Below are 18,046 nucleotides of genomic sequence, written 5' to 3'. Positions count from 1 at the left end.
GTGCGACTCCTCCAACTCCTCGCGCTCCTCGCCTCCACCCTCAGCGTCGGCCTCATGGCCGGGCTCTTCACCGGGTTCTCCTACGCGGTGATGCCCGGCCTCAAAGTCCTCGACGACCGCGGCTGGATCGCCGGGATGCAGAGCATCAACCGCGTGATCCTCAACGGCTGGTTCATGACCGCGTTCCTCGGCTCGGTGCTCTTCACCGTCGCCGCGCTGGCGCTGAACTGGTTCTCGGGCAACCGCGCCGCGTCCCCGTGGCTCCTGCTCGCCCTCGTCCTGGCCCTGGTCATGTTCATCGGCACGATCGCCGTCAACGTGCCGATGAACGACCGCCTCGAAGCCGCGGGCGACCCGGCCGCGATCGCCGACCCCGCGGCCCTGCGCGCCAGCATCGAGTCGCGCTGGATCGCCTGGAACACCGTGCGCGGCGTGGCCTCGCTCCTGTCGCTCCTGGCCCTCGCCTGGGCCCTGGTCGTCCACGGCCGCAACTCCTTAGCCCACAAGAAGACGGGGCGACCGTTCCCGGTCGCCCCGTTTCGCTATGCGCCGCTTAGCAGCCGATGCTGCCGAAGCGGTCCTTGACCACGTTCACCACGGACGGGCGGGGGAGGGTGCCCTCCGGGCCGTCGGGCCACTGCGAGAGCGGGACCTCGGCGCTGGCGCCGTCGATCTCGCCCGGGTGCTGCACGGAGACCAGGATGTGGCGGTCCTGGACGACCGGGCCGCAGGTCTCCGCGCCGAGCGGCACGGTCAGGAACTGCTTGGTCAGGCCGCGGGTCGGGCCGGTGAGCGAGACGCCGAAGAGGCCGTCGTTCATGCCCAGGGCGTTGCCGTCAGTGGAGATCCACAGGTTGCCCTGCGGGTCGAACGCGACGTTGTCCGGGCACGAGATCGGGCTGACCTGGTCCTTCGGGTAACCCGCGAAGTACGTGGCCGGGTCCTCGGGGTCGCCGCAGACGAGCAGCAGGCTCCACCCGAAGGTCAGCGAGGTGACGTCGCCGTTCGTCTCGGTCAGCTCGAGCACGTGGCCGTGCTTGTTGCTGTTGCGCGGGTTGGCCTCGTCGGCCGCGGCCTTGCCGCTGGCGCCGCGCTGGGAGTTGTTGGTGAGGGCCGCGTACACCTTGCCGGACTTCGGGTTGACCTCGACGTCCTCGGGACGGTCCATCTTGGTCGCGCCGACCTTGTCGCCCGCGAGGCGCGTGAACACGTACACCTCTTCGGCGGTCATGCCGTCCACGAAGGACTCGTCGCCGCTGGCGAGCTTGATCCACTCGCCGGAGCCGTCGAACGCGCCGTCGTCGGGGAGCGCGCCGGTGCCGTCGATCTCGCCGGTGCTGTCGCCGGTGAACTTGGCGACGTAGAGGGTGCCCTCGTCCAGGAGCGTGCGGTTGTGCTCGCGCGCGCTCCGGCCCGAACCGGACTTCATCTTGTGCTTGGAGACGAACTTGTACATGTAGTCGAAGCGCTCGTCGTCGCCCATGTAGACCACGACGCGGCCCTGGCGGTCCACGCGCGGCCCGGCGCCCTCGTGCTTGAAGCGGCCCAGGGCGGTGCGCTTGCGCGGGGTCCAGTCGGGGTCGTACGGGTCGAGCTCGACGATCCAGCCGAAGCGGTTGGGCTCGTTGGGCTCCTGGAGCACGTTGAAGCGCGGGTCGTACTGCTCCCACTTGCGCTCGCTGGCGTTCCCGGAGAGGCCGTAGCGGGCCAGGCGCGCCTTCGCGGTCGCGTCGGTGACCTGGCCGGCGTTCGCGAAGTACTGGTTGAAGTTCTCCTCGCCGGAGAGGACGGTGCCCCACGGGGTGACGCCGCCCGCGCAGTTGTTCAGCGTGCCGAGCGCGAGCGCGCCTTCGGCGTCGGCGGTCGTCTTCAGCAGGTCGCTGCCCGCGGCAGGACCGGAGATCACGAACTCGGAGGTGGCGGTGATGCGGCGGTTGAGCTCGTGGCCGACGATCGGGGTCAGGTCGCCGGAGTCCTTGTCCTCCTTGAGGACCACCACGGAGAGGCCGTGCGAGGCCCAGCCGATCTCGACCTGCTCGCGCGTGGGCGCGGCGGAGTCGTAGCCGTAGTGCATCATCGACTCGGAGGTGTACTCGTGGTTGGCGACGAGCACCTTGCGGCGCCGCTCCCCGGGGAGGTCGAGCAGGGCCAGGAAGTCGCAGTTGTAGCCGAACTGGCCGTTCGCGTCCTCAGGGGTCTGCGACTCGGGGTCGAAGTCGTTGACGTCGTCGAGGATCGGGTCGCCCCAGCGGATCACGACCTGCTGCTCGTACCCGTCCGGGATCGTGACGGCGTCCTCTTTGTTCGGCTCCACGGCGTCGAACCGGAGGCCGCGAGGGACCGAGTTCCACTGCGCCGCACCGGCTTCGTCGGTCTCAGAGGCGAACACGGCGCTGCCGCCGAGCGCCCCCGCGACGCCGGCGCCCGCGGTCACCACGGCACCGGTCTTGAACAGGGAGCGGCGGGAGACGACGGAGGCGATGAGGTCGCCCATGTAGGGGTTGTCCGAGGTGTTCGGCACGGGGTGGCTGCAGGCGTCGCCGCAGCGGTAGAGGCAGGTCAGCTGCGAGCGGCCGCCGATGTGGTCGGACAGGAGCGGCAGCTTGCGCCGCTTGGCGGCGTCACGGTGATTCATTTGGGACTCCTATGGCAGTACGTCCGGAACAGGATCGCCGATGCACGGGTCGGGGCGGCGGATCGGCGCGTTCCGATTCCGGAGGCTATTCGCCGCGGGTACCCCGCCCACCAACCGAAAGTGAACAAAACGTGAAGGGGCGCTCTCGGATTGCGCAAGGCCACTCGGTTTCGGAAACGCTTTCGGAGCCGTTCCGGCCACGCCGCGTTCCGCAGCGTGGGACCCCTGTATCGGTAAATGCGCGGCCCGGGTAGCCTGTCCGAAAACCTTTTCCGTCCGTCCTCTCCGCCACGCCGAAGGAACCGCCATGCCCGCTCCGCACCGGACCTCCCTCCCCATCGCCGACGTGCAGATCGCCGACGATTTCTGGTCCCCGCGCCGCGAGACCGTGCGCACCCGCACCATCCCCCACCAGGAGACCCGCCTGCGCGAAGGCGGCATGTTCGACGCCCTGCTCCTCACCCCCCGCAGCCACGACGGCGACGACCGCGAGCGCTTCCCGATCTTCTGGGACTCCGACGTCGCCAAGTGGATCGAGGCCGCCAGCTACGTCCTCGCCACCGGCGAGAACCCCGAACTCGATGCGGCCGTTGACAAGGCGATCGACCTCCTCGCCGGGGCCCAGCAGGAGGACGGCTACCTCAACAACTACTTCACCGCCGTCAAGCCCGGGAAGCGCTTCACCGACCTCAGCGACGCCCACGAGCTCTACTGCGCCGGGCACCTCATCGAAGCCGGCGTCGCCCACTACGAGGCGACCGGCAAGACCAGCCTCCTCGGCATCGTCCGCCGCTACGCCGACCTCATCGACCAGGAGTTCGGCCCCGGCGGCTCCTGCGAAGGCGGCTACGACGGCCACCAGGAGATCGAGCTCGCCCTCGTCAAGCTCTACCGCGCCACCGGAGAACGCCGCTACCTCGACCTCTCCCTGCGCTTCATCGACAACCGCGGCACCCAGCCGTTCTTCTTCGACCTCGAAGGCGAACGCCGCGGCCACGCGGGCTACTTCGCCGGACGCGAAGCCCGCCCCTTCAGCCCCCGGGACCAGCGCGGCCGCGAATACGCCCAGTCCCACGCGCCCGTACGCGAACAGACCGAAGCCGTCGGCCACTCCGTGCGCGCCATGTACCAGTACACCGCGATGGCCGACCTCGCCCTCGAACTCGGCGACGCGGGCCTTCGCGAAGCCTGCGAACGACTCTGGGACGACCTCGTCTCCACCAAGCTCTACGTCACCGGCGGCATCGGCTCCGACCCGTCCATCGAGGGCTTTGGCAAGGCCTACGACCTCCCCGACCACACCGGCTACGCCGAGACCTGCGCCGCGATCGGCCTCGTCCTCTGGGCCCACCGCATGATGATCCTCACGGGCGACGCCAAGTACGTCGACGTCCTCGAACGCGCCCTCTACAACGGCGTCCTCTCCGGCGCCTCCGCCGACGGCACCAAGTACTTCTACGGCAACCCCCTCGCCAGCGACGGCACGGTCGAACGCAGCGACTGGTTCGACTGCGCCTGCTGCCCGCCCAACCTCGCCCGGCTCCTCACCTCCCTCGAGCAGTACGCGTACGTCGCCGACACCGAGGGCCTGTGGGTCAACCTCTACGTCACCGGCTCCGCCCGCTTCGCCCACGGCGGCCAGCGCGTCACCGTCGCCCAGGAGAGCGACTACCCGTGGGACGGCACTATCACCTTCGAAATCACCGAAGCCGAAGCGCCCCTTCCCATGACGCTCCGCCTGCGCCTGCCCGAATGGGCCACCGGCGCGGCAACCGTGAGCGTCAACGGCACGGTCCTGCCGTACACGACCGACAAGGGCTACGCCGTCCTCGACCGCGCCTGGGCCCTCGGCGACCGCGTCGAACTCGTCCTCCCCATGGCCCCTGCGCTGGTCCGCGCCGACGCCCGCGTCACCTCCACTGTGGGCAAAGTGGCCATCCAGCGCGGCCCGATCGTCCACTGCGTCGAAGAGGTCGACAACGCGGGCCCCGTGCCGCGCCTCGTGATCGACCGCGGCGGCGAGCTCCGCACCGAGCACGCCGACGGCCAGGACGTCATCGTCGCCGCAGGCCTGGTCGACGGCCCCGCCCCGACCGGCCTCTACGCCACCGCACCGCTGGCGGCCGAGCCGACCGAGATCCGCACCGTCCCGTACTACGCGTGGGCCAACCGCGGCAAGGGCACCATGGCCGTCTGGGTCCGCGAGACCCCGTAGCGGTTTCGCCAGCGCCTTGTCGGTGCCGCATGGGACCCTGGGCCCATGGCTTACGACGAGGCGCTGGCCGAGCGCGTGCGCGACATCTTCGACAACCGGCCGTACGTGACCGAGAAGTTCATGTTCGGCGGCCTGTGCTGGTTCGCGCACGGCAACATGGCCGCGGCCGTCCTGGGCGGCGGCGGTGCGATGATCCGGGTCGGCCGCGAGGACTTCCCGGACCTGGTCCTGGAACCCGGCGCGGAGCCGATGGTCATGGGCGGCAACGACTCCAAGACCTGGATTCGCATCGCCCCAGAGGTATGCGCCTCGGACGAGCAGCTGCGCACGTGGATCGAGCGGGGCCTGGCGTTCGCGGAGTCCCTGCCCCGCAAGTGATCACCGCCCGGGGGAGAGCGGCAGCGGGAGCCGCTTGAGGGTGCCTGCGGTGAAGAGCGCGGCGGGCCTGCCGCCGTCCCTTGTCGTGGTCTCCCCGGTGGGCTGCAGGAAGTCTTCGATGCGGGTGACCTTGCGGTGGAAGTTCCCGGGGTCCAGTTTGGTCTCCCAGACGATCTCGTAGACGCGCCGCAGTTCGGCGATGGTGAACGCCTCCTGGCAGAACGCGGTCGCGTCGGTCGTGTACTCCAGCTGCCGCCGCGCATGATCGACGGCCCGCTCCAGGATCGCGACGTGGTCGAACGCCAAGGGCTCCTTGAGGGCCCGGTCGACGGGCAGCCACTGGGTCGAGGCGGCGTCGCCGCCCGCGCGCGACTCGCCGGGGTTCGGTACGAGGGCCGCGAAGGCGACGCTGATGACGCGCCGCCGCGGGTCGCGCTCGGGCTCGGAGTAGACGCCGATGCTGTCGAGCCGCGACGCGGACTTGGGTATCCCGGTCTCCTCGAACAGCTCCCGCGCGGCCGCGCGCTCGACGGTCTCATCGGGCTCGACGAACCCGCCCGGCAGCGCGAGCCTGCCTTTGAACGGCGGGTTGGCGCGCCTGATGAGCAGGACCGAGAGGACGCCGTCGCGGATCGTCAGGATCGCCACGTCGGCCGCCACGAAGTACTGCGGGCTCGTGCTGTCGCTCAAGGTGATCCCCTTATTGACGTCTTGACAATTATTGGCGGCGCGGTATACGCTCGCTCTTGTTGTTATATCAACAATAACCGAGGCTCCGCCACACCCCCTGGAGACGCGATGAACGACCTCCCGACCGCCGTCCTCTGCACTCCCATCGACCTCGAACGCCGCGCGGTGCTCGACCTCCTCCCGGGGCACGAGTTCACCGACCACGAGATCGGCGGTACCGTCTACCGCGAGACCGAGTACGAAGGCCCCCAAGGGCTCTGGCGCCTCGTCCTGGTCATGGCCGGGCGCGGCAACGAGCGCACCGCCGCCGCCGTCGAGCACGCCCTCGCCACCTGGCGCCCGCAGATCCTCGTCCTCTGCGGCATCGCCGGGGGCCTGCGCGACGCCCGCGTCGGCGACGTCGTGGCCGCCACCCACGTCTACGGCTACGAGTCCGGCCAGGACACCGACACCGGGCTCCTCCCGCGCCCCGAGTCCTTCCGCACCTCCTTCCCGCTCCACCAGCGCGCCCAGCTCATCGCCGACGACCCGGCCTGGGCCGACGGCCTCGACACCGCGCCCCGCGTCTTCCACCGCCCCATCGCCTCCGGCTCCAAAGTGATCACCGGCAACGCCTCGGCCTCCGCCGAGCTCATCAGCCGCCACTCCAGCGACGCCCAGGCCGTCGACACCGAGAGCTACGGCGCCATGGCCGCCGCCCACCGCCGCCCCGCGGTCGACGCATTCGTCGTGCGCGGCATCTCCGACCTCCTGGGCGACAAGACCAAAGAGGCCGACAAGCTGCGCCAGCCCATCGCCGCCCGCAACGCCGCGGCATTCTCGCTCGCCCTCATCGGCCGCTCCAAACCCAAGCAGGCCGAGATCCGCAAGCTCGGCCAAGGCCGCAGCAACACGTACATAGGGGCGGTAGGCAACGGCGCCAACGCCAACATCGCGGCAATGGGCGACAACGCCCAGGGCCGCATCACCATCGAACACCGGAAGTGAGTCCGCACCCGCACTGAGAAAGGTGTCACCCCCATGACCACACCCGCCTCTGCTCAACCGAACGACTACGAACCCGTCTTTCGCCGCCCCAACCGGCCGCACCCCCCTGCCCCGCCTTCCGAACCGCCGGTCGCTCCACCGCCTGGGCCGCAGCCGGCCCCCAAGAACGCGGCGACCCAGCATCTCTGCGCGGCCGCCTACATCGACCGCGACTTCCGCAACGCCGTATTCGACGAGGTGTACGACCGCCCCGATCGCGCCGTCGCCCCGAACCCCGGCACCGACGCCGTGCCGATCCTGCGGCACATGCGCAGGGCCCGCGCGATCGACCTCTCCCAACTCGGAATCCTCGCTATCCTGCTCGTGTTTCTCCTCTGCGCCCCGGTGGTGTCGAAGACCGCGCTCCTCTTCGGACTCGCCATCTGGTCGCTGATCGCCATCCCGGCCCTGCTCGCCGAGTCCCGCTCGGTCACCCCGACCGGGAGCGTCTCGGCCCTGCCGCTCTCGCGGCTCGGTGGCGCCCGGATTGCGCTGTTCGCGCTCGCCGCACTGGTCGTAGCGGCCTTCCTCTTCACAGTCCTGCCTGAACTCGTCGGGGTACTGTTCCTGGACGCGTCCGGACCGGGCATCGACGAGGGCCCGGGCCCCGGATCGGCGATCGCCTGGCTGTTCGTCCTCGCCGCGGTGTGCGCGGTCTGCGGGGCCACGCGCGCCCACAGTCTGATGTCCATTCCGGATGAACTCGAACCTGCTGGCACGGTCGACAAACGGACCCATTTCATCGGCCTGGTCCAGCGCTCGCCCGTGGTCACCTTCAACGCCAACCGGGCGCCGTTCGTCGGCTCCGGATTCACGCTCGCCACTTGGCAGTTCGCGATGACGCTGCACCCGGCCGACGAGAAGGCGGGCGGCGGCTCTGCAATGACCATCGACCCGGTGGGCCTCAACCGCTTCGTCAAGAGCCGCATCGAGCAGCTCAGCACGGACACCGCGGTGACCAGGCGACTGCCGGGGCTCGAACTGAGCGACAACGTGTACGTGTCGGGCCGGGACACTGCCGTTCCGGCGTTCGACCCCAGCCACCTGCGGAAGTCGAACTACACGTTCGAAACCATCGAGGAGATCCAAGCCGACCCGACCACGCCTGTGCGGCACTACCTGCGCTGCACGATCGACTCCTGGAGCGGCGAACTGGTCACGACCGTATTCCTCCACTGCGCACTGCAGGGCGAGACCCTGTACGTCGAGTTCACCAGCTGCGTGCTCCCGCCGACGCCCGAGCGGTACCACGTATACGGCGGCGCGTCGAAGGACTACGCGATCTTCCTCGGCGTCGTTCGCGGGATCATCGGCATGCCGATCGATTTGCTGCGCAGTCCCTTCGTGGTCCTCGCCGAGCTCGCCCGAGGCAACGGCGGCACCTCACGTGGCGGCACGAAGGTCGGCGCGGGCGACCACGGCGCGGTCGCGGGCATCCGCGAGCTCGGCACCGACGTCGTCGAGCACAACTACTTCCAGTACCGCGACTCGATCAAGTACATCGAGATCCTGGAGCGCCAGATCCTCGACGCCCTCCTGGACTACCTGCGGGAGAACAACGTCGACATCAGCGAGCTCGACGAGCGCGCCAACACCATCGTCAACAACGGCGTCATCAACTACGGCAAGCTCAACACCGCCGCGGCGGGCGCCAACTCGAAGGCCAACGTCGGCTCGGTCGGCGATTCGAGCCGCGGCACCGTGGCCTGAGGAAGCGGGGGCCGCGAGGCCCCCGCTCTCCTAATCCAGCGTGACTTCGAGGTGCGCCGTGCCCGCCTCGCCGAGTGCGAAGGAGGCCTGGCGGTCTGCGAACGCGACCTTGTAGTCGCCGAGGAAGCCGTTGAAGCGGAGCCGCCCCGCTTCATCCGTCATGAGCGTCGTAGGCGGGGTGCCCCATTCCTCGTTCACCAAGTGGTGCAAGCGATCGTAGGAAGGCTTCGGGGTCCCGTCGAGGCGGACGAAGCCGCCGGGGGCGCCGAGCCACATGCCGGTGTCGTACATGCCCCAGTAGGTGACCGCCTCGACCGACGGGTGCGCGAGGAGCGTCCGGTAGTGGCGTTCGATCTCGTCGGCCTGGCGGGCCTCGCCTTCAGGGGTCGAGGGCCAGGAGTCGACCTGGTGGTCGTTCAGGTCCTCGATCTCGGGCGGCATGATCTCGCCGGAGACGATGGTGGTCTCGGTGAAGTGGATCGGGAGGCCGTAGCGGGAGAACCGCTCGAGGATCGCCTCGGTCTTCTCCTCGCCCCAGTAGCCCTGGTGCATGTGGCTCTGGAGCCCGAGCGCGTCGATCTTGATGCCCGCTTCGAGGACGCCCTCGATGAGGCATTCGTACGCCGCGGACATGTCGAAGTCGTTCAAGAGCAGTGTGGCGTTCGGCCCCGCCTCACGCGCGGCGTCGAAGACCATGCGCACCATCGGAATCCGGCCAATGTCGCGGCAGATCCTGGTGATGCCGTTGTCGTACTTGTCGAAGATCGGCATGATGACGACCTCGTTGATGACGTCCCACATGTCGATGACGCCCGCGTACTCGCTGACTTCCCGCTTGATCCGCTCGACCTGGACGCGGGCGATCTCCTCGTTCTCGAGGTCGAGCAGCCATGGGGCGCATACGGTGTGCCACGCGAGCGGGTGGCCCTTGACCGGGTGCCCGCGATCGGCGAACCACTGCGCGGCCTTGAGCAGCGCCTCGGTGCGCGGCTTGCCCCGCTCGGGCTCGAACGTGCCCCAGTAGAACGGCAGGGTCGCGAAGTTGAACAGGCCCTCCCACAACTCGGCGTTCCGCGCGTCGGCCTCGGGGTCCGCTGAGGTGCCGTTGGCGTGGTCCATCAGCTCGAACCCGGTGCAGCCGAACAGGAACTGGTGCCGCGTCTGCTCCAGCACCACCTCGCGCCCCGCGAGTGGCTCCCCGTCAAGCGTCAGCGTCACCGTCGCATCGGCCGCCCGATGCTCCCTGATCCGAGCATCACCGAAAGTTTCAGTCATTAAATCGCTACTTTCCATGGAAGTTTCACCACCCGTATTCCAACAGCCCGAAGCCCCCGAGTCAAGCTCGCTTTCTGCGCCGTGGGATCGATACCAAAATCTTTCGCGGAGTAGGCAACCTTGGGTACACCCTTGCGCGTTCATAGTGCGGCATCGTCGTTTGACGCGGATTCCCCTGCCGCGCAGCGTGTCTGCGGCAACCCGCTCAGTAGCCGACTTGAGTGGGAGCCTTAGTCAAGAAAGGAACGCAATGATGCGAAAGCGGATTCCCGCAATCCTTGCCATGCTCGCCGTCTCACTCCTCACCGTCCTGGGGATCGCCTCCCCGGCCGCGGCCGCCACCGAGATCAACTACGCCGTGGACGCCGACTGGACCGGCTCCTGCACCGACCGCCGATACACCCCCAACGTCGACGGCTGCGTCCAGCCCAGCGGCGACATCCTGTGGCTCAAGGACAACGTGGCCAACGGCTACGGCGTCAAGCTCAAGTGGTACGACCTGGACGGCGACCGCACCGGCGAGTGCATCGACACGCTCGGCCAGGCCAAGGCGTGGACCGTCTGCAACAAGGACTTCCCCGAGGGGCATGACTTCCGGTGGAGCATCTGCTGGGACTCCGCCAACGGATGGGACTGCTCCGACTGGTTCACCACCCGAGTCTGAGTGAACGAATGCGCGCCGGTCCGCAAGGGGCCGGCGCGCTAGCCGTGCCAGCGCTGCCACAGCGCCGCGTAGGTGCCGTTCTGCTCCAGGAGTTCGTCGTGGGAGCCGAGTTCGGTGATGCGGCCGTGCTCGACGACGGCGACGCGGTCGGCGTCGTGGGCGGTGTTGAGGCGGTGGGCGATGCTGACGACCGTGCGGCCCGCGAGGATGCGGTTGAGGCCCTGCTCGATGTCGCTGGCGGCGTTGGGACTCAGCATCGACGTGGCCTCGTCGAGGACGATCACCTCGGGCGCGGCCAGGATGACGCGCGCGAGCGCGACCTGCTGCACCTCGGCCGGAGTGAGCGCGTGGTCGCGGCCGCCCACGACGGTGTCGAGGCCGTCGTCGAGCCGGTCGGCGAGGTCGCCCGCGCCGACGACCGCCAGCGCCTCCTGCAGCTGCTCGTCGGTGGCTCCGGGCGCGCCGAGGCGCAGGTTGGAGCCGAGGGTGTCGTTGAAGAGGTGGTACTCCTGGGTCGCGAGGATCACGAAGCGGCGCAGCATGGTCTCGTTGATCTCGGCCGTCTCCGCGCCTCCTACGAGCACCCTTCCGGCATCAGGCTGGTGGATGCCCGCCATCAGGCGGGCCAGTGTGGACTTTCCGGCTCCGGTGGGGCCCACCAGCGCCAGGCGTTCGCCCCTTCGCAGCGCGAAGTCGACCTCCCGCAGGACCGGCTTCTCCGGGACGTAACCGAAGGTCACGCCCTTGAGCTCGATGATCTCGTCCTGCTCCCGGTCGGGCTCCGCGTCGCCGCCGGCCTGCTCGCCCGCGACGCCGATGAGCCGCCCGAGCGACACCATCCCGCTCTGCACCCATTCGAGCGAGAGGATCATCTCGATCGCCGGGGCCACCGCGAGCTGCATGATGAGCACCACGGTGGTCGTCTGCGCGATCGTCAGGTACCCGGTCGCGGTCAGGACGCCGCCCAGGAGCAGTGCCGTGAAGCACGGCAGGAACGCGGAGAAGTCCAGCACCGGGAACAGCGTGCCGCGCAACCGCATCGACCGCATCTGCGCCCCGAGGAGCCGGTCGATCGCCCGGTCGGTGTGCGCGACGCGCCGCGTCTGCCAGCCCAGCGCCTCGACGGTCTTGACGCCGTCGATCGTCTCGGCCACGGCTGAGGTCATCTCGGCCTTAGCGGCCTGCACGTCGTGGAAGATGTTGAACGCGCGCTTGAAGTACCAGCGCAGGATCAGGACCATCGGCGGCACGGCCACCAGGATCGCCGCGCCCAGCACCGGTGAGACGAGGGCCGCGCCCGCCACGTACACGAGCACCGTGACCATCCCGGTGAAGAACTGGGGGGCGGCCTGCACGAGCGAGTGCTGCACCTGGGAGACGTCGAGGCTGCTGCGCGACAAGAGCTCCCCGGTCCCGGCGGCCTCGACCTGGCCCGGCGGGAGGGCGAGCGTGCGCTCCATGAACTCCTCGCGCACGTCGGCCACGATCTGCTCCGAGAGCACCGCCAGGTTCCGGTACGAAGCCCACGTCAGGCCCGCCTGCGCGAGCACCGCGGCCAGGATCAGCGGGATCTGCCACCGCAGGTCCGCGCCCGGGTCGCCGATGCCGTCGCGCGCCCATGACGCGAACGCGTCGGTCATGAGCCCTACGATGTACGGCGTCGACATGCCCGCGAGGGCCGCGCCGATCGTCAGGGCCACAACGAGACTGAAACGGAGACGGTGTCGGCCGACGAGCCCGCGCAGGTACTTGCGGGTCTCGGCCGGGGTCGCGATGGGGAGCGTCGCGCGGCTCATCGGGTGACCGCCTCTCGGTACTCGGCCTGGTGCAGCAGTTCGGTGTGGGTCCCCGACACGACTTCGGTGCTGAGGCTGTGCCCATAAAGGAAGTGGACGCGGTCGCAGACCGCCAGGAGCTGCGGGGAGTTCGTCAGGATCGCGGTGGTCCGGCCCCGCCGGTGCCTTGCGAGGCGTTCGGCGATGCGGGCCTCGGTCTGGGCGTCGCACGCGCTGGCCGGGTCGTCGAGGACCAGGATCTCGGGGTCGACGAGGAGCGCGCGGGCGAGGATGAGGCGCTGGCGCTCGCCGCCGGAGAAGTTCCGGCCCCGTTCGCCCGCAACGGTGTCGAGGTCGTAGCCGCTGTCCGGGACCTCGTCGCTCTCAATGAGGGAGGGGTCGACGCCGACGATATCGACGGCCGAAGCGGTGTGGAGCGCCCGCATGATGTCGGCGTCGGTGCGCTGCCCGTCCACGTCGAGCTGGTCGCGCAGCGGCCCGCTGAACAGCTGCGCGCGGGCTTCGAGGAGGTGCACGTGGCGCCGCACGGTCGCGGTGCTGAAGGCGTCCAACGGAGTCGAACCGATGCGGGCGGGCTCGCCGGTCTCGGTGTAGCCGGAGAGCCGGTCGAGGAGCTCGGTCGCGCCCTTGCCGTCGCCGGTGACGATCCCGGTGATCAGGCCCGGCTCGATGGTGGTGCCGGTGACCGGGTCGCGCAGCCGCTCTCCTGCGGGCCAAGGGGTCTCGTCCTCCGGCTCGGGTTCGGGGTGCTCGTCCTGGAGCTTCTGGAACCGGCCCGAGGCGATGATCGCCCTGGTGAGGGCGTCCACGCCCTGGATCGTGTAGCCGAGCGGCCGGGTGAGCGCGACGAGGTACCCGAAGAGCGCCACGAACTCGCCCGCCGTGATGCGGCCGTTCAGCGTCATCTCCGCGCCCATCCACAGTACGAGCACGAGCAGCGTCCCCGGCAGCGCGAGCCGCGCGAACTCCAGCCCGGCCGCCGTGCGGCGCACCTGGACCCCGGCGCGGCGCGACGCCTGCGACGCCGCCTTGTAACGGCCGATGAAGTGCGCTTCGCCGCCGATGCCGCGCAGTACGCGCAGGCCCGCGACGGCGTCGGTGCCGATGCCGGTCTGCTCGCCGATGCGGGCGCGGAACTCGCGCCCGCGCGCTTCCAGGCGAAGGAACAGCGGCCGCAGGAGCATGAACATGGCCGGGACGCCCACGCCCGCGGCGAGCACGAACCACCACGACAGCGTCGCGAGGATCGACAGCGCGAGCACGAACGCGAGCACCGCGGAAGCCAAGCGGCCGAACATCATCGACACCGAGCTCAGGGCGTGCGCGTCGGCCGCCGAGATCGCGACGAGCTCGCCCGCGTCCGCCCGCGACCTGATCCTCGAACCGACCGCCACGACCGTGTCGACCAGCCGCCGCTGCACCCGGAAGTCGGTGTCCATCGACGTGTACATCATCCAGTAGAAGCTCGCCACGCCCGTGACCGTGGCGATCCCGATGCACGCCATGAGGCCCGCGGACCACCAGTACAGCGCGGTCCGGTCGCCCGCGACCAGGCCCTCGTCGACCGCCCGCCCGACCACGAGGGGCACGAACTGCTGGGCGCCGAGGAACGCGAACGAGATGAGCGTGCTCATCAGCAGCATCCGCCATTGCGACCGGAAGAGCCAGCCGATCACCGCGACCGCCGGTTTCGGGTGTGCGAGGGGCCCGCCCGGGTCCCGAGGGGGAGTGAAGCGTGCCATCTGCGGTGCTTTCGGTTCGAGGGAATGCGCGAGTGAACGCTACCGGGCGCGAACGGCCAGCCCCAACCCTTTTTTCACTCATTGGACGATGTCCCGGCGGCGCCCGGAAAGCGCTGGCGAGGCGGTGCCCGCCTCCCGGATACTGTCCCGATGCCTCGAGAGACCGCGTACCACGGCGCGCTCGGCGACGCCTTCGCCGCCCATGCGCTGAACGGCGCCTACAACGCCTACGTCGACCGGCCCGCGATGCTCGCCCTCGCCGGGGACGTCACCGGCGAACGCATCCTCGACATCGGCTGCGGCGCAGGCTATTACGTCGAAGCGCTCCTCGAACGCGGTGCCGCCGTGACCGGCCTTGACGGCAGCGCGGAACTCCTCGCCCACGCGAGAGCCCGCGTCGGCGACCGCGCCGAACTGCGCCGCCACGACCTCGAACGCCCGCTCGGCTTCGCCGCCGACAACTCCTTCGACACCGCCCTCTGCGCCCTCGTCATCCACCACATCCGCGACCGCGCCGGGCTCCTCGCCGAGGTCTTCCGCGTCCTCAGACCCGGCGGGCGGCTCCTCATCTCGACGACCCACCCGGCCGCCGACTGGAAGCACTTCGGCGGCTCCTACTTCTCCGACGCCTGGGTCGACCTCCACCTCCGCGACGACCTGCCGCCGATCCACTTCCAGCGCAGCACGGTCGCAGGGTTCGTCACCGACCTCCTCGACGCCGGGTTCCTCCTGGAGCAGCTGATCGAGCCCCGCCCGGTCCCCGAACTGGAGGCCGTCGACCCGCAGGCGTTCGCGAAGCTCAACGCCCGGCCCTCGTTCCTCGCCGTGAGTCTGCGCCGCCCCTGACCTCGCCGAGGCGCAGTAGAGTGGGCCGCCCCGACCCGATCGAAGGACCCCATGCCCGCATCCCCGACCCGCCTCCTCGACCGCTGGAACTGGCGCGACACCCTGCTCGCCGCATTCGGCGGCCTCTTCGCCGCCACTGGCGTCCAGGCATTCGCCAGCGACCCGGAGGTCAAGACGATGTTCGCGGCGGTCTTCTGCATCGCGCTGTTCGGCGGCCTCCCGATCGCCCGCGGCGTCTTCCTCGCCCGGGGCGCGGTCGTCGCCGAGCTCGACCACCAGGGGCTGCGCCACTTCGAGGACACCCCGCACCTCGCCCTGCACAAGCGCAACCGGTCCCCTCGGACCGAAGCCGCGTGGACCGAGGTGCGCCGGATCGTCCTGTGGCACCGCACTTACACCGCTCGCGGCCTGTCCTACCGCGCCACGATGCTCGGCATCGAACTGCGCTCCGAGCCCGAAGCCCGCGCTGGCGACGTGGACGGCCTGCTCCTCGACCCCGGCGCCACGGCCCTGACCGACCTGGGCAAAGCATTCAGCAGCGATCCGCGCCAAGGCATCCCCGCCCACATCCCCGATTCGCTGGTCCGCCGCAGCGTCGTCTTCAGCGCGAGCGGCAGCCGCGCGCTGGCGGCAGCGGTAGCCCAGTACGCGCCCGCAGTGCCGGTGATCGACGCCCGCAAAGCCGGCCGTGAGCGCCCGGTCGAGGTCTAGTCCGCCAGCCCTGCGTCGTTGACCAGCAGCGCGAGCTGCACGCGGTTGTTCAAGCCGAGCTTGCTCAAAGCCGCCGAAACGTGGGTCTTCACGGTCGGGACGCTCAAGTGCACGGCCGCCGCGATCTCCGCGTTCGAGCTGCCGCGCCCGACCTCGACCGCGACCTCGGTCTCGCGGTCGTTCAACGCGCCCAACCGCTCCCGGGCCTCGGCCCGGCGATCAGGGGCGCCGCCCGCGACGATGCCGATCAGCCGCCGCGTCACCTCAGGAGAGAGCACCGGCTCACCGGCGGCGACGCGGCGCACCGCCGCCACGATCTCGGCGGGCGGCGTGTCCTTGAGCAGGAACCCGCCCGCTCCCGCGCGCAGCGCCCGCCGCACGTGCCCGTCGGCCTCGAACGCGGTGAGCACCAGCACTTCCGGCGCGTCCGGGACGGCCCGCAGCCGCTCGGTCGCGGTCAGCCCGTCGACACCGGGCATGTGGAGGTCCATGAGCACCACGTCCGGCCGCAGCCTCGCGACCAGCTCCGGCACCTCGGCGCCGCTCCCCGCCTCGCCGACCACGACAAGGTCCTCGGCGCCGCCGAGGATCATCCGAAGGCCCGAACGCACCAGCGGATCGTCGTCCACGACCAGGATCTTCACGGAGGGCTCGCTCATGCGGTCCAGGGTAGCCACGCGTGCACCCGCCAGCCGCCATCGGCCGTCGCCCCGTACTCGAGTCGCCCGCCCGCGAGCGCGGCGCGCTCTTCGAGGCCGATGAGCCCGTGGCCCGGCCCTGCCCCCGACACCGGCCCGGTGTCGCGGCCCGGCCCGTTGACGACCGTGACGCCGAGCCCGTCGAGGACCCGTCCCTCCACAGTGATCACGACCGGACCGTCCTCGGCGTGCTTGCGGGCGTTCGTCAACGCCTCCTGCACGATCCGGTAGGCCGTGCGCCCCGCCCGCTCGGGCACCTCGCCGTCCACGCTCACGTCCAGCTCGATCCGCGCACCGGGCCGGGCCTCGTCGACCAGGGCCCGCAGGTCGGCCATCGTCGGCTGCGGCAGCTCGCCGATCGGGGCGCGCAGGATCGCGATGATCTCGCGCAGGTCCCGCATCGCCAGCTGCGACTGCTCCCGCACGACCCCGGCCGCGCGCGTCAGCTCCTCGGCCGGGGCGTCGGGCCGGTACTCCATGCCGCCCGCGTGCAGGCTCAGGATCGAGAGCCGGTGCCCGAGCATGTCGTGCAGCTCCCGCGCGAGCTCGTCGCGCGCCCGCTGCCGGGCCCGCTCGCGCTCGTCCGCTTCCGCTTGGGCCGCACGGGCCTGCAGCTGCCGCCGGTACCGCACGAACAGGCCCCAGCCCGCGGTGGCCGCCAGCAGCGCCAGCGAGAATCCGAGCGAGCCCGCGACGCTCATCTCGTCCGGCCGCAGGGCCATGTACACGACCCCGGCGGCGAACGCCGCCGCGAAGACCCACGCAGCGGTGCGCAGCGGCCGCCGCACGACCACCGAGAACAGCATGACGATCAGCGGGAACGCGACGGTCTCCGCGTACGCCGACGCGACGACGAGCGCCACGGCGGCCTGCACGGGCCAGCGCCGCCGCAGCCACAGCAGCGGCAGCGCCAGCAGCCCGGTCGCCATGTCGACATCGAACAGCCAAGGGGGCGAGGGCATCTCGGCGTTCAGTCGCTCCCCGGCGATGAACAGCCAGGAGAACACCCCGATCGCGAACACGCCCAGGTCCACCGCCAGGCCGCGCGCCCCGCGCCTCGTTCCGTCGCCGCTCATGGGCCCGAACCTATCCGCCCCGGGCCGCCGCGGCGAGCATCCCGGCCCGATCCGATACTTTCGTCGGCCCGCATCCTTCCTCGGTCGCGGATTCCGTTGCGGGGAGGCGCGGTCTGCGCCAGGCTTGAGGCATGCACGAGGCGCTCACCGACGGCACGGTCTCGCTCCTCCCGCTCGGGCCCGCCGATTTCGCGGCCCACTATGCGGGGGAGGACGAGGAGCTGGTGCGTTGGCTCAGCGGCGACCCGGCCTCCCCGGAGGGCCTGCGCGACTACCTCGACAGCTGCGCGCGCTGGTGGCGGGACGGCGGGCCGTTCCACAACTTCGGCATCCGCGTGGTCCCCGGTCTCGCGCTGGCGGGCACAGTGGACGTCCAGACCGGCCTGTACTACCTGCGCGAGGGCCAGGCGAATCTCGCGTACGGGCTGTACCCGCAGTGGCGCGGCCGGGGTCTCGCGACCCGCGCGGTGCGCCTCGCCTGCGTCTACGCGGCCTCGATCGGCTGCGTTGAAGCGGTGATCCGCTGCGAGCCGGCGAACACCCGCTCGGCGGCGGTCGCCGCTCGGGCGGGCTTCGCGTTCCTG

The 18,046-nt window shown here is 70.4% G+C and carries 15 protein-coding genes and 1 pseudogene; 9 read left to right on the top strand and 7 right to left on the bottom strand.

Going from position 1 to position 18,046, the window contains the following annotated elements; genetic code table 11:
- Complete coding sequence (locus ACZ60M_RS07615; RefSeq protein WP_465415744.1) at window positions 1-585, top strand: anthrone oxygenase family protein; 585 nt, start codon at window positions 1-3, stop codon at window positions 583-585.
- Here ACZ60M_RS07615 and ACZ60M_RS07610 read toward each other — a convergent pair.
- Complete coding sequence (locus ACZ60M_RS07610; protein ID WP_465415742.1) at window positions 554-2,635, bottom strand: PhoX family protein; 2,082 nt, start codon at window positions 2,633-2,635, stop codon at window positions 554-556. The genes ACZ60M_RS07615 and ACZ60M_RS07610 overlap by 32 nt on opposite strands.
- Before the next feature lie 307 nt (window positions 2,636-2,942).
- Here ACZ60M_RS07610 and ACZ60M_RS07605 point away from each other — a divergent pair, with 307 nt between their 5' ends.
- On the top strand, window positions 2,943-4,850 hold the full coding sequence (locus tag ACZ60M_RS07605; protein WP_465415740.1) for a glycoside hydrolase family 127 protein: 1,908 nt from the start codon (window positions 2,943-2,945) through the stop codon (window positions 4,848-4,850).
- Between the two features lie 45 nt (window positions 4,851-4,895).
- Window positions 4,896-5,228 (top strand): TfoX/Sxy family protein, encoded by a 333-nt coding sequence (locus ACZ60M_RS07600; RefSeq protein ID WP_465415738.1) that lies wholly within the window; start codon window positions 4,896-4,898, stop codon window positions 5,226-5,228.
- On the opposite strand, the gene ACZ60M_RS07595 is transcribed toward ACZ60M_RS07600, so the two are convergent.
- On the bottom strand, window positions 5,229-5,918 hold the full coding sequence (locus tag ACZ60M_RS07595) for an NUDIX hydrolase (protein WP_465415736.1): 690 nt from the start codon (window positions 5,916-5,918) through the stop codon (window positions 5,229-5,231).
- A gap of 108 nt (window positions 5,919-6,026) precedes the next feature.
- On the opposite strand from ACZ60M_RS07595, the gene ACZ60M_RS07590 reads away from it, so the two are divergent.
- Together ACZ60M_RS07590 and ACZ60M_RS07585 are read left to right on the top strand one after the other, a co-directional pair.
- Window positions 6,027-6,905, top strand: coding sequence for a 5'-methylthioadenosine/S-adenosylhomocysteine nucleosidase family protein (locus tag ACZ60M_RS07590; protein ID WP_465415734.1), 879 nt, complete (start codon window positions 6,027-6,029; stop codon window positions 6,903-6,905).
- 33 nt (window positions 6,906-6,938) lie between these two features.
- A complete protein-coding gene (locus tag ACZ60M_RS07585) occupies window positions 6,939-8,654 on the top strand; it encodes a hypothetical protein (protein ID WP_465415732.1) in 1,716 nt (571 codons plus the stop codon).
- Window positions 8,655-8,684: 30 nt separating this feature from the next.
- Here ACZ60M_RS07585 and ACZ60M_RS07580 read toward each other — a convergent pair whose 3' ends face one another.
- The gene (locus ACZ60M_RS07580) at window positions 8,685-9,929 is read right to left on the bottom strand and encodes an endo-1,4-beta-xylanase (protein WP_465415730.1); all 1,245 of its coding nucleotides are present in this window, start codon (window positions 9,927-9,929) and stop codon (window positions 8,685-8,687) included.
- A gap of 253 nt (window positions 9,930-10,182) precedes the next feature.
- On the opposite strand from ACZ60M_RS07580, the gene ACZ60M_RS07575 reads away from it, so the two are divergent.
- Entirely contained in the window at window positions 10,183-10,593 is a 411-nt protein-coding gene (locus tag ACZ60M_RS07575; RefSeq protein WP_465415728.1) for a hypothetical protein, read from the top strand.
- A 38-nt stretch (window positions 10,594-10,631) separates the two neighbouring features.
- On the opposite strand, the gene ACZ60M_RS07570 is transcribed toward ACZ60M_RS07575, so the two are convergent.
- Both ACZ60M_RS07570 and ACZ60M_RS07565 read right to left on the bottom strand, forming a co-directional pair.
- Entirely contained in the window at window positions 10,632-12,389 is a 1,758-nt protein-coding gene (locus ACZ60M_RS07570) for an ABC transporter ATP-binding protein (RefSeq protein ID WP_465415726.1), read from the bottom strand.
- Window positions 12,386-14,131, bottom strand: a complete 1,746-nt coding sequence (locus ACZ60M_RS07565) for an ABC transporter transmembrane domain-containing protein (RefSeq protein WP_465415724.1) — start codon at window positions 14,129-14,131, stop codon at window positions 12,386-12,388. The genes ACZ60M_RS07570 and ACZ60M_RS07565 overlap by 4 nt, the downstream gene beginning before the upstream one ends.
- A gap of 150 nt (window positions 14,132-14,281) precedes the next feature.
- Here ACZ60M_RS07565 and ACZ60M_RS07560 point away from each other — a divergent pair, with 150 nt between their 5' ends.
- Window positions 14,282-14,977: a class I SAM-dependent methyltransferase gene (locus ACZ60M_RS07560; RefSeq protein WP_465415723.1), complete on the top strand. Its 696-nt coding sequence runs from the start codon at window positions 14,282-14,284 to the stop codon at window positions 14,975-14,977.
- Window positions 14,978-15,028: 51 nt separating this feature from the next.
- Window positions 15,029-15,688 carry a hypothetical protein gene (locus tag ACZ60M_RS07555; protein WP_465415721.1) on the top strand — a complete coding sequence of 220 codons (660 nt, stop codon included), beginning with the start codon at window positions 15,029-15,031 and terminating at the stop codon, window positions 15,686-15,688.
- Here the strand turns inward: ACZ60M_RS07555 and ACZ60M_RS07550 are convergent.
- Both ACZ60M_RS07550 and ACZ60M_RS07545 read right to left on the bottom strand, forming a co-directional pair.
- Window positions 15,685-16,347, bottom strand: coding sequence for a response regulator transcription factor (locus tag ACZ60M_RS07550; protein ID WP_465415719.1), 663 nt, complete (start codon window positions 16,345-16,347; stop codon window positions 15,685-15,687). The genes ACZ60M_RS07555 and ACZ60M_RS07550 overlap by 4 nt on opposite strands.
- The gene (locus ACZ60M_RS07545) at window positions 16,344-17,462 is read right to left on the bottom strand and encodes a sensor histidine kinase (RefSeq protein ID WP_465415717.1); all 1,119 of its coding nucleotides are present in this window, start codon (window positions 17,460-17,462) and stop codon (window positions 16,344-16,346) included. Before ACZ60M_RS07545 ends, ACZ60M_RS07550 begins: the two co-directional genes overlap by 4 nt.
- A gap of 131 nt (window positions 17,463-17,593) precedes the next feature.
- On the opposite strand from ACZ60M_RS07545, the pseudogene ACZ60M_RS07540 reads away from it, so the two are divergent.
- Window positions 17,594-18,025: pseudogene (locus ACZ60M_RS07540) on the top strand (GNAT family N-acetyltransferase); the annotation flags it as partial.
- Between the last annotated feature and the right edge of the window lie 21 nt (window positions 18,026-18,046).

The sequence above is a fragment of the Glycomyces sp. NPDC050141 genome (assembly GCF_055586545.1).
This window is presented reverse-complemented; position numbering and strand designations above follow the sequence as displayed.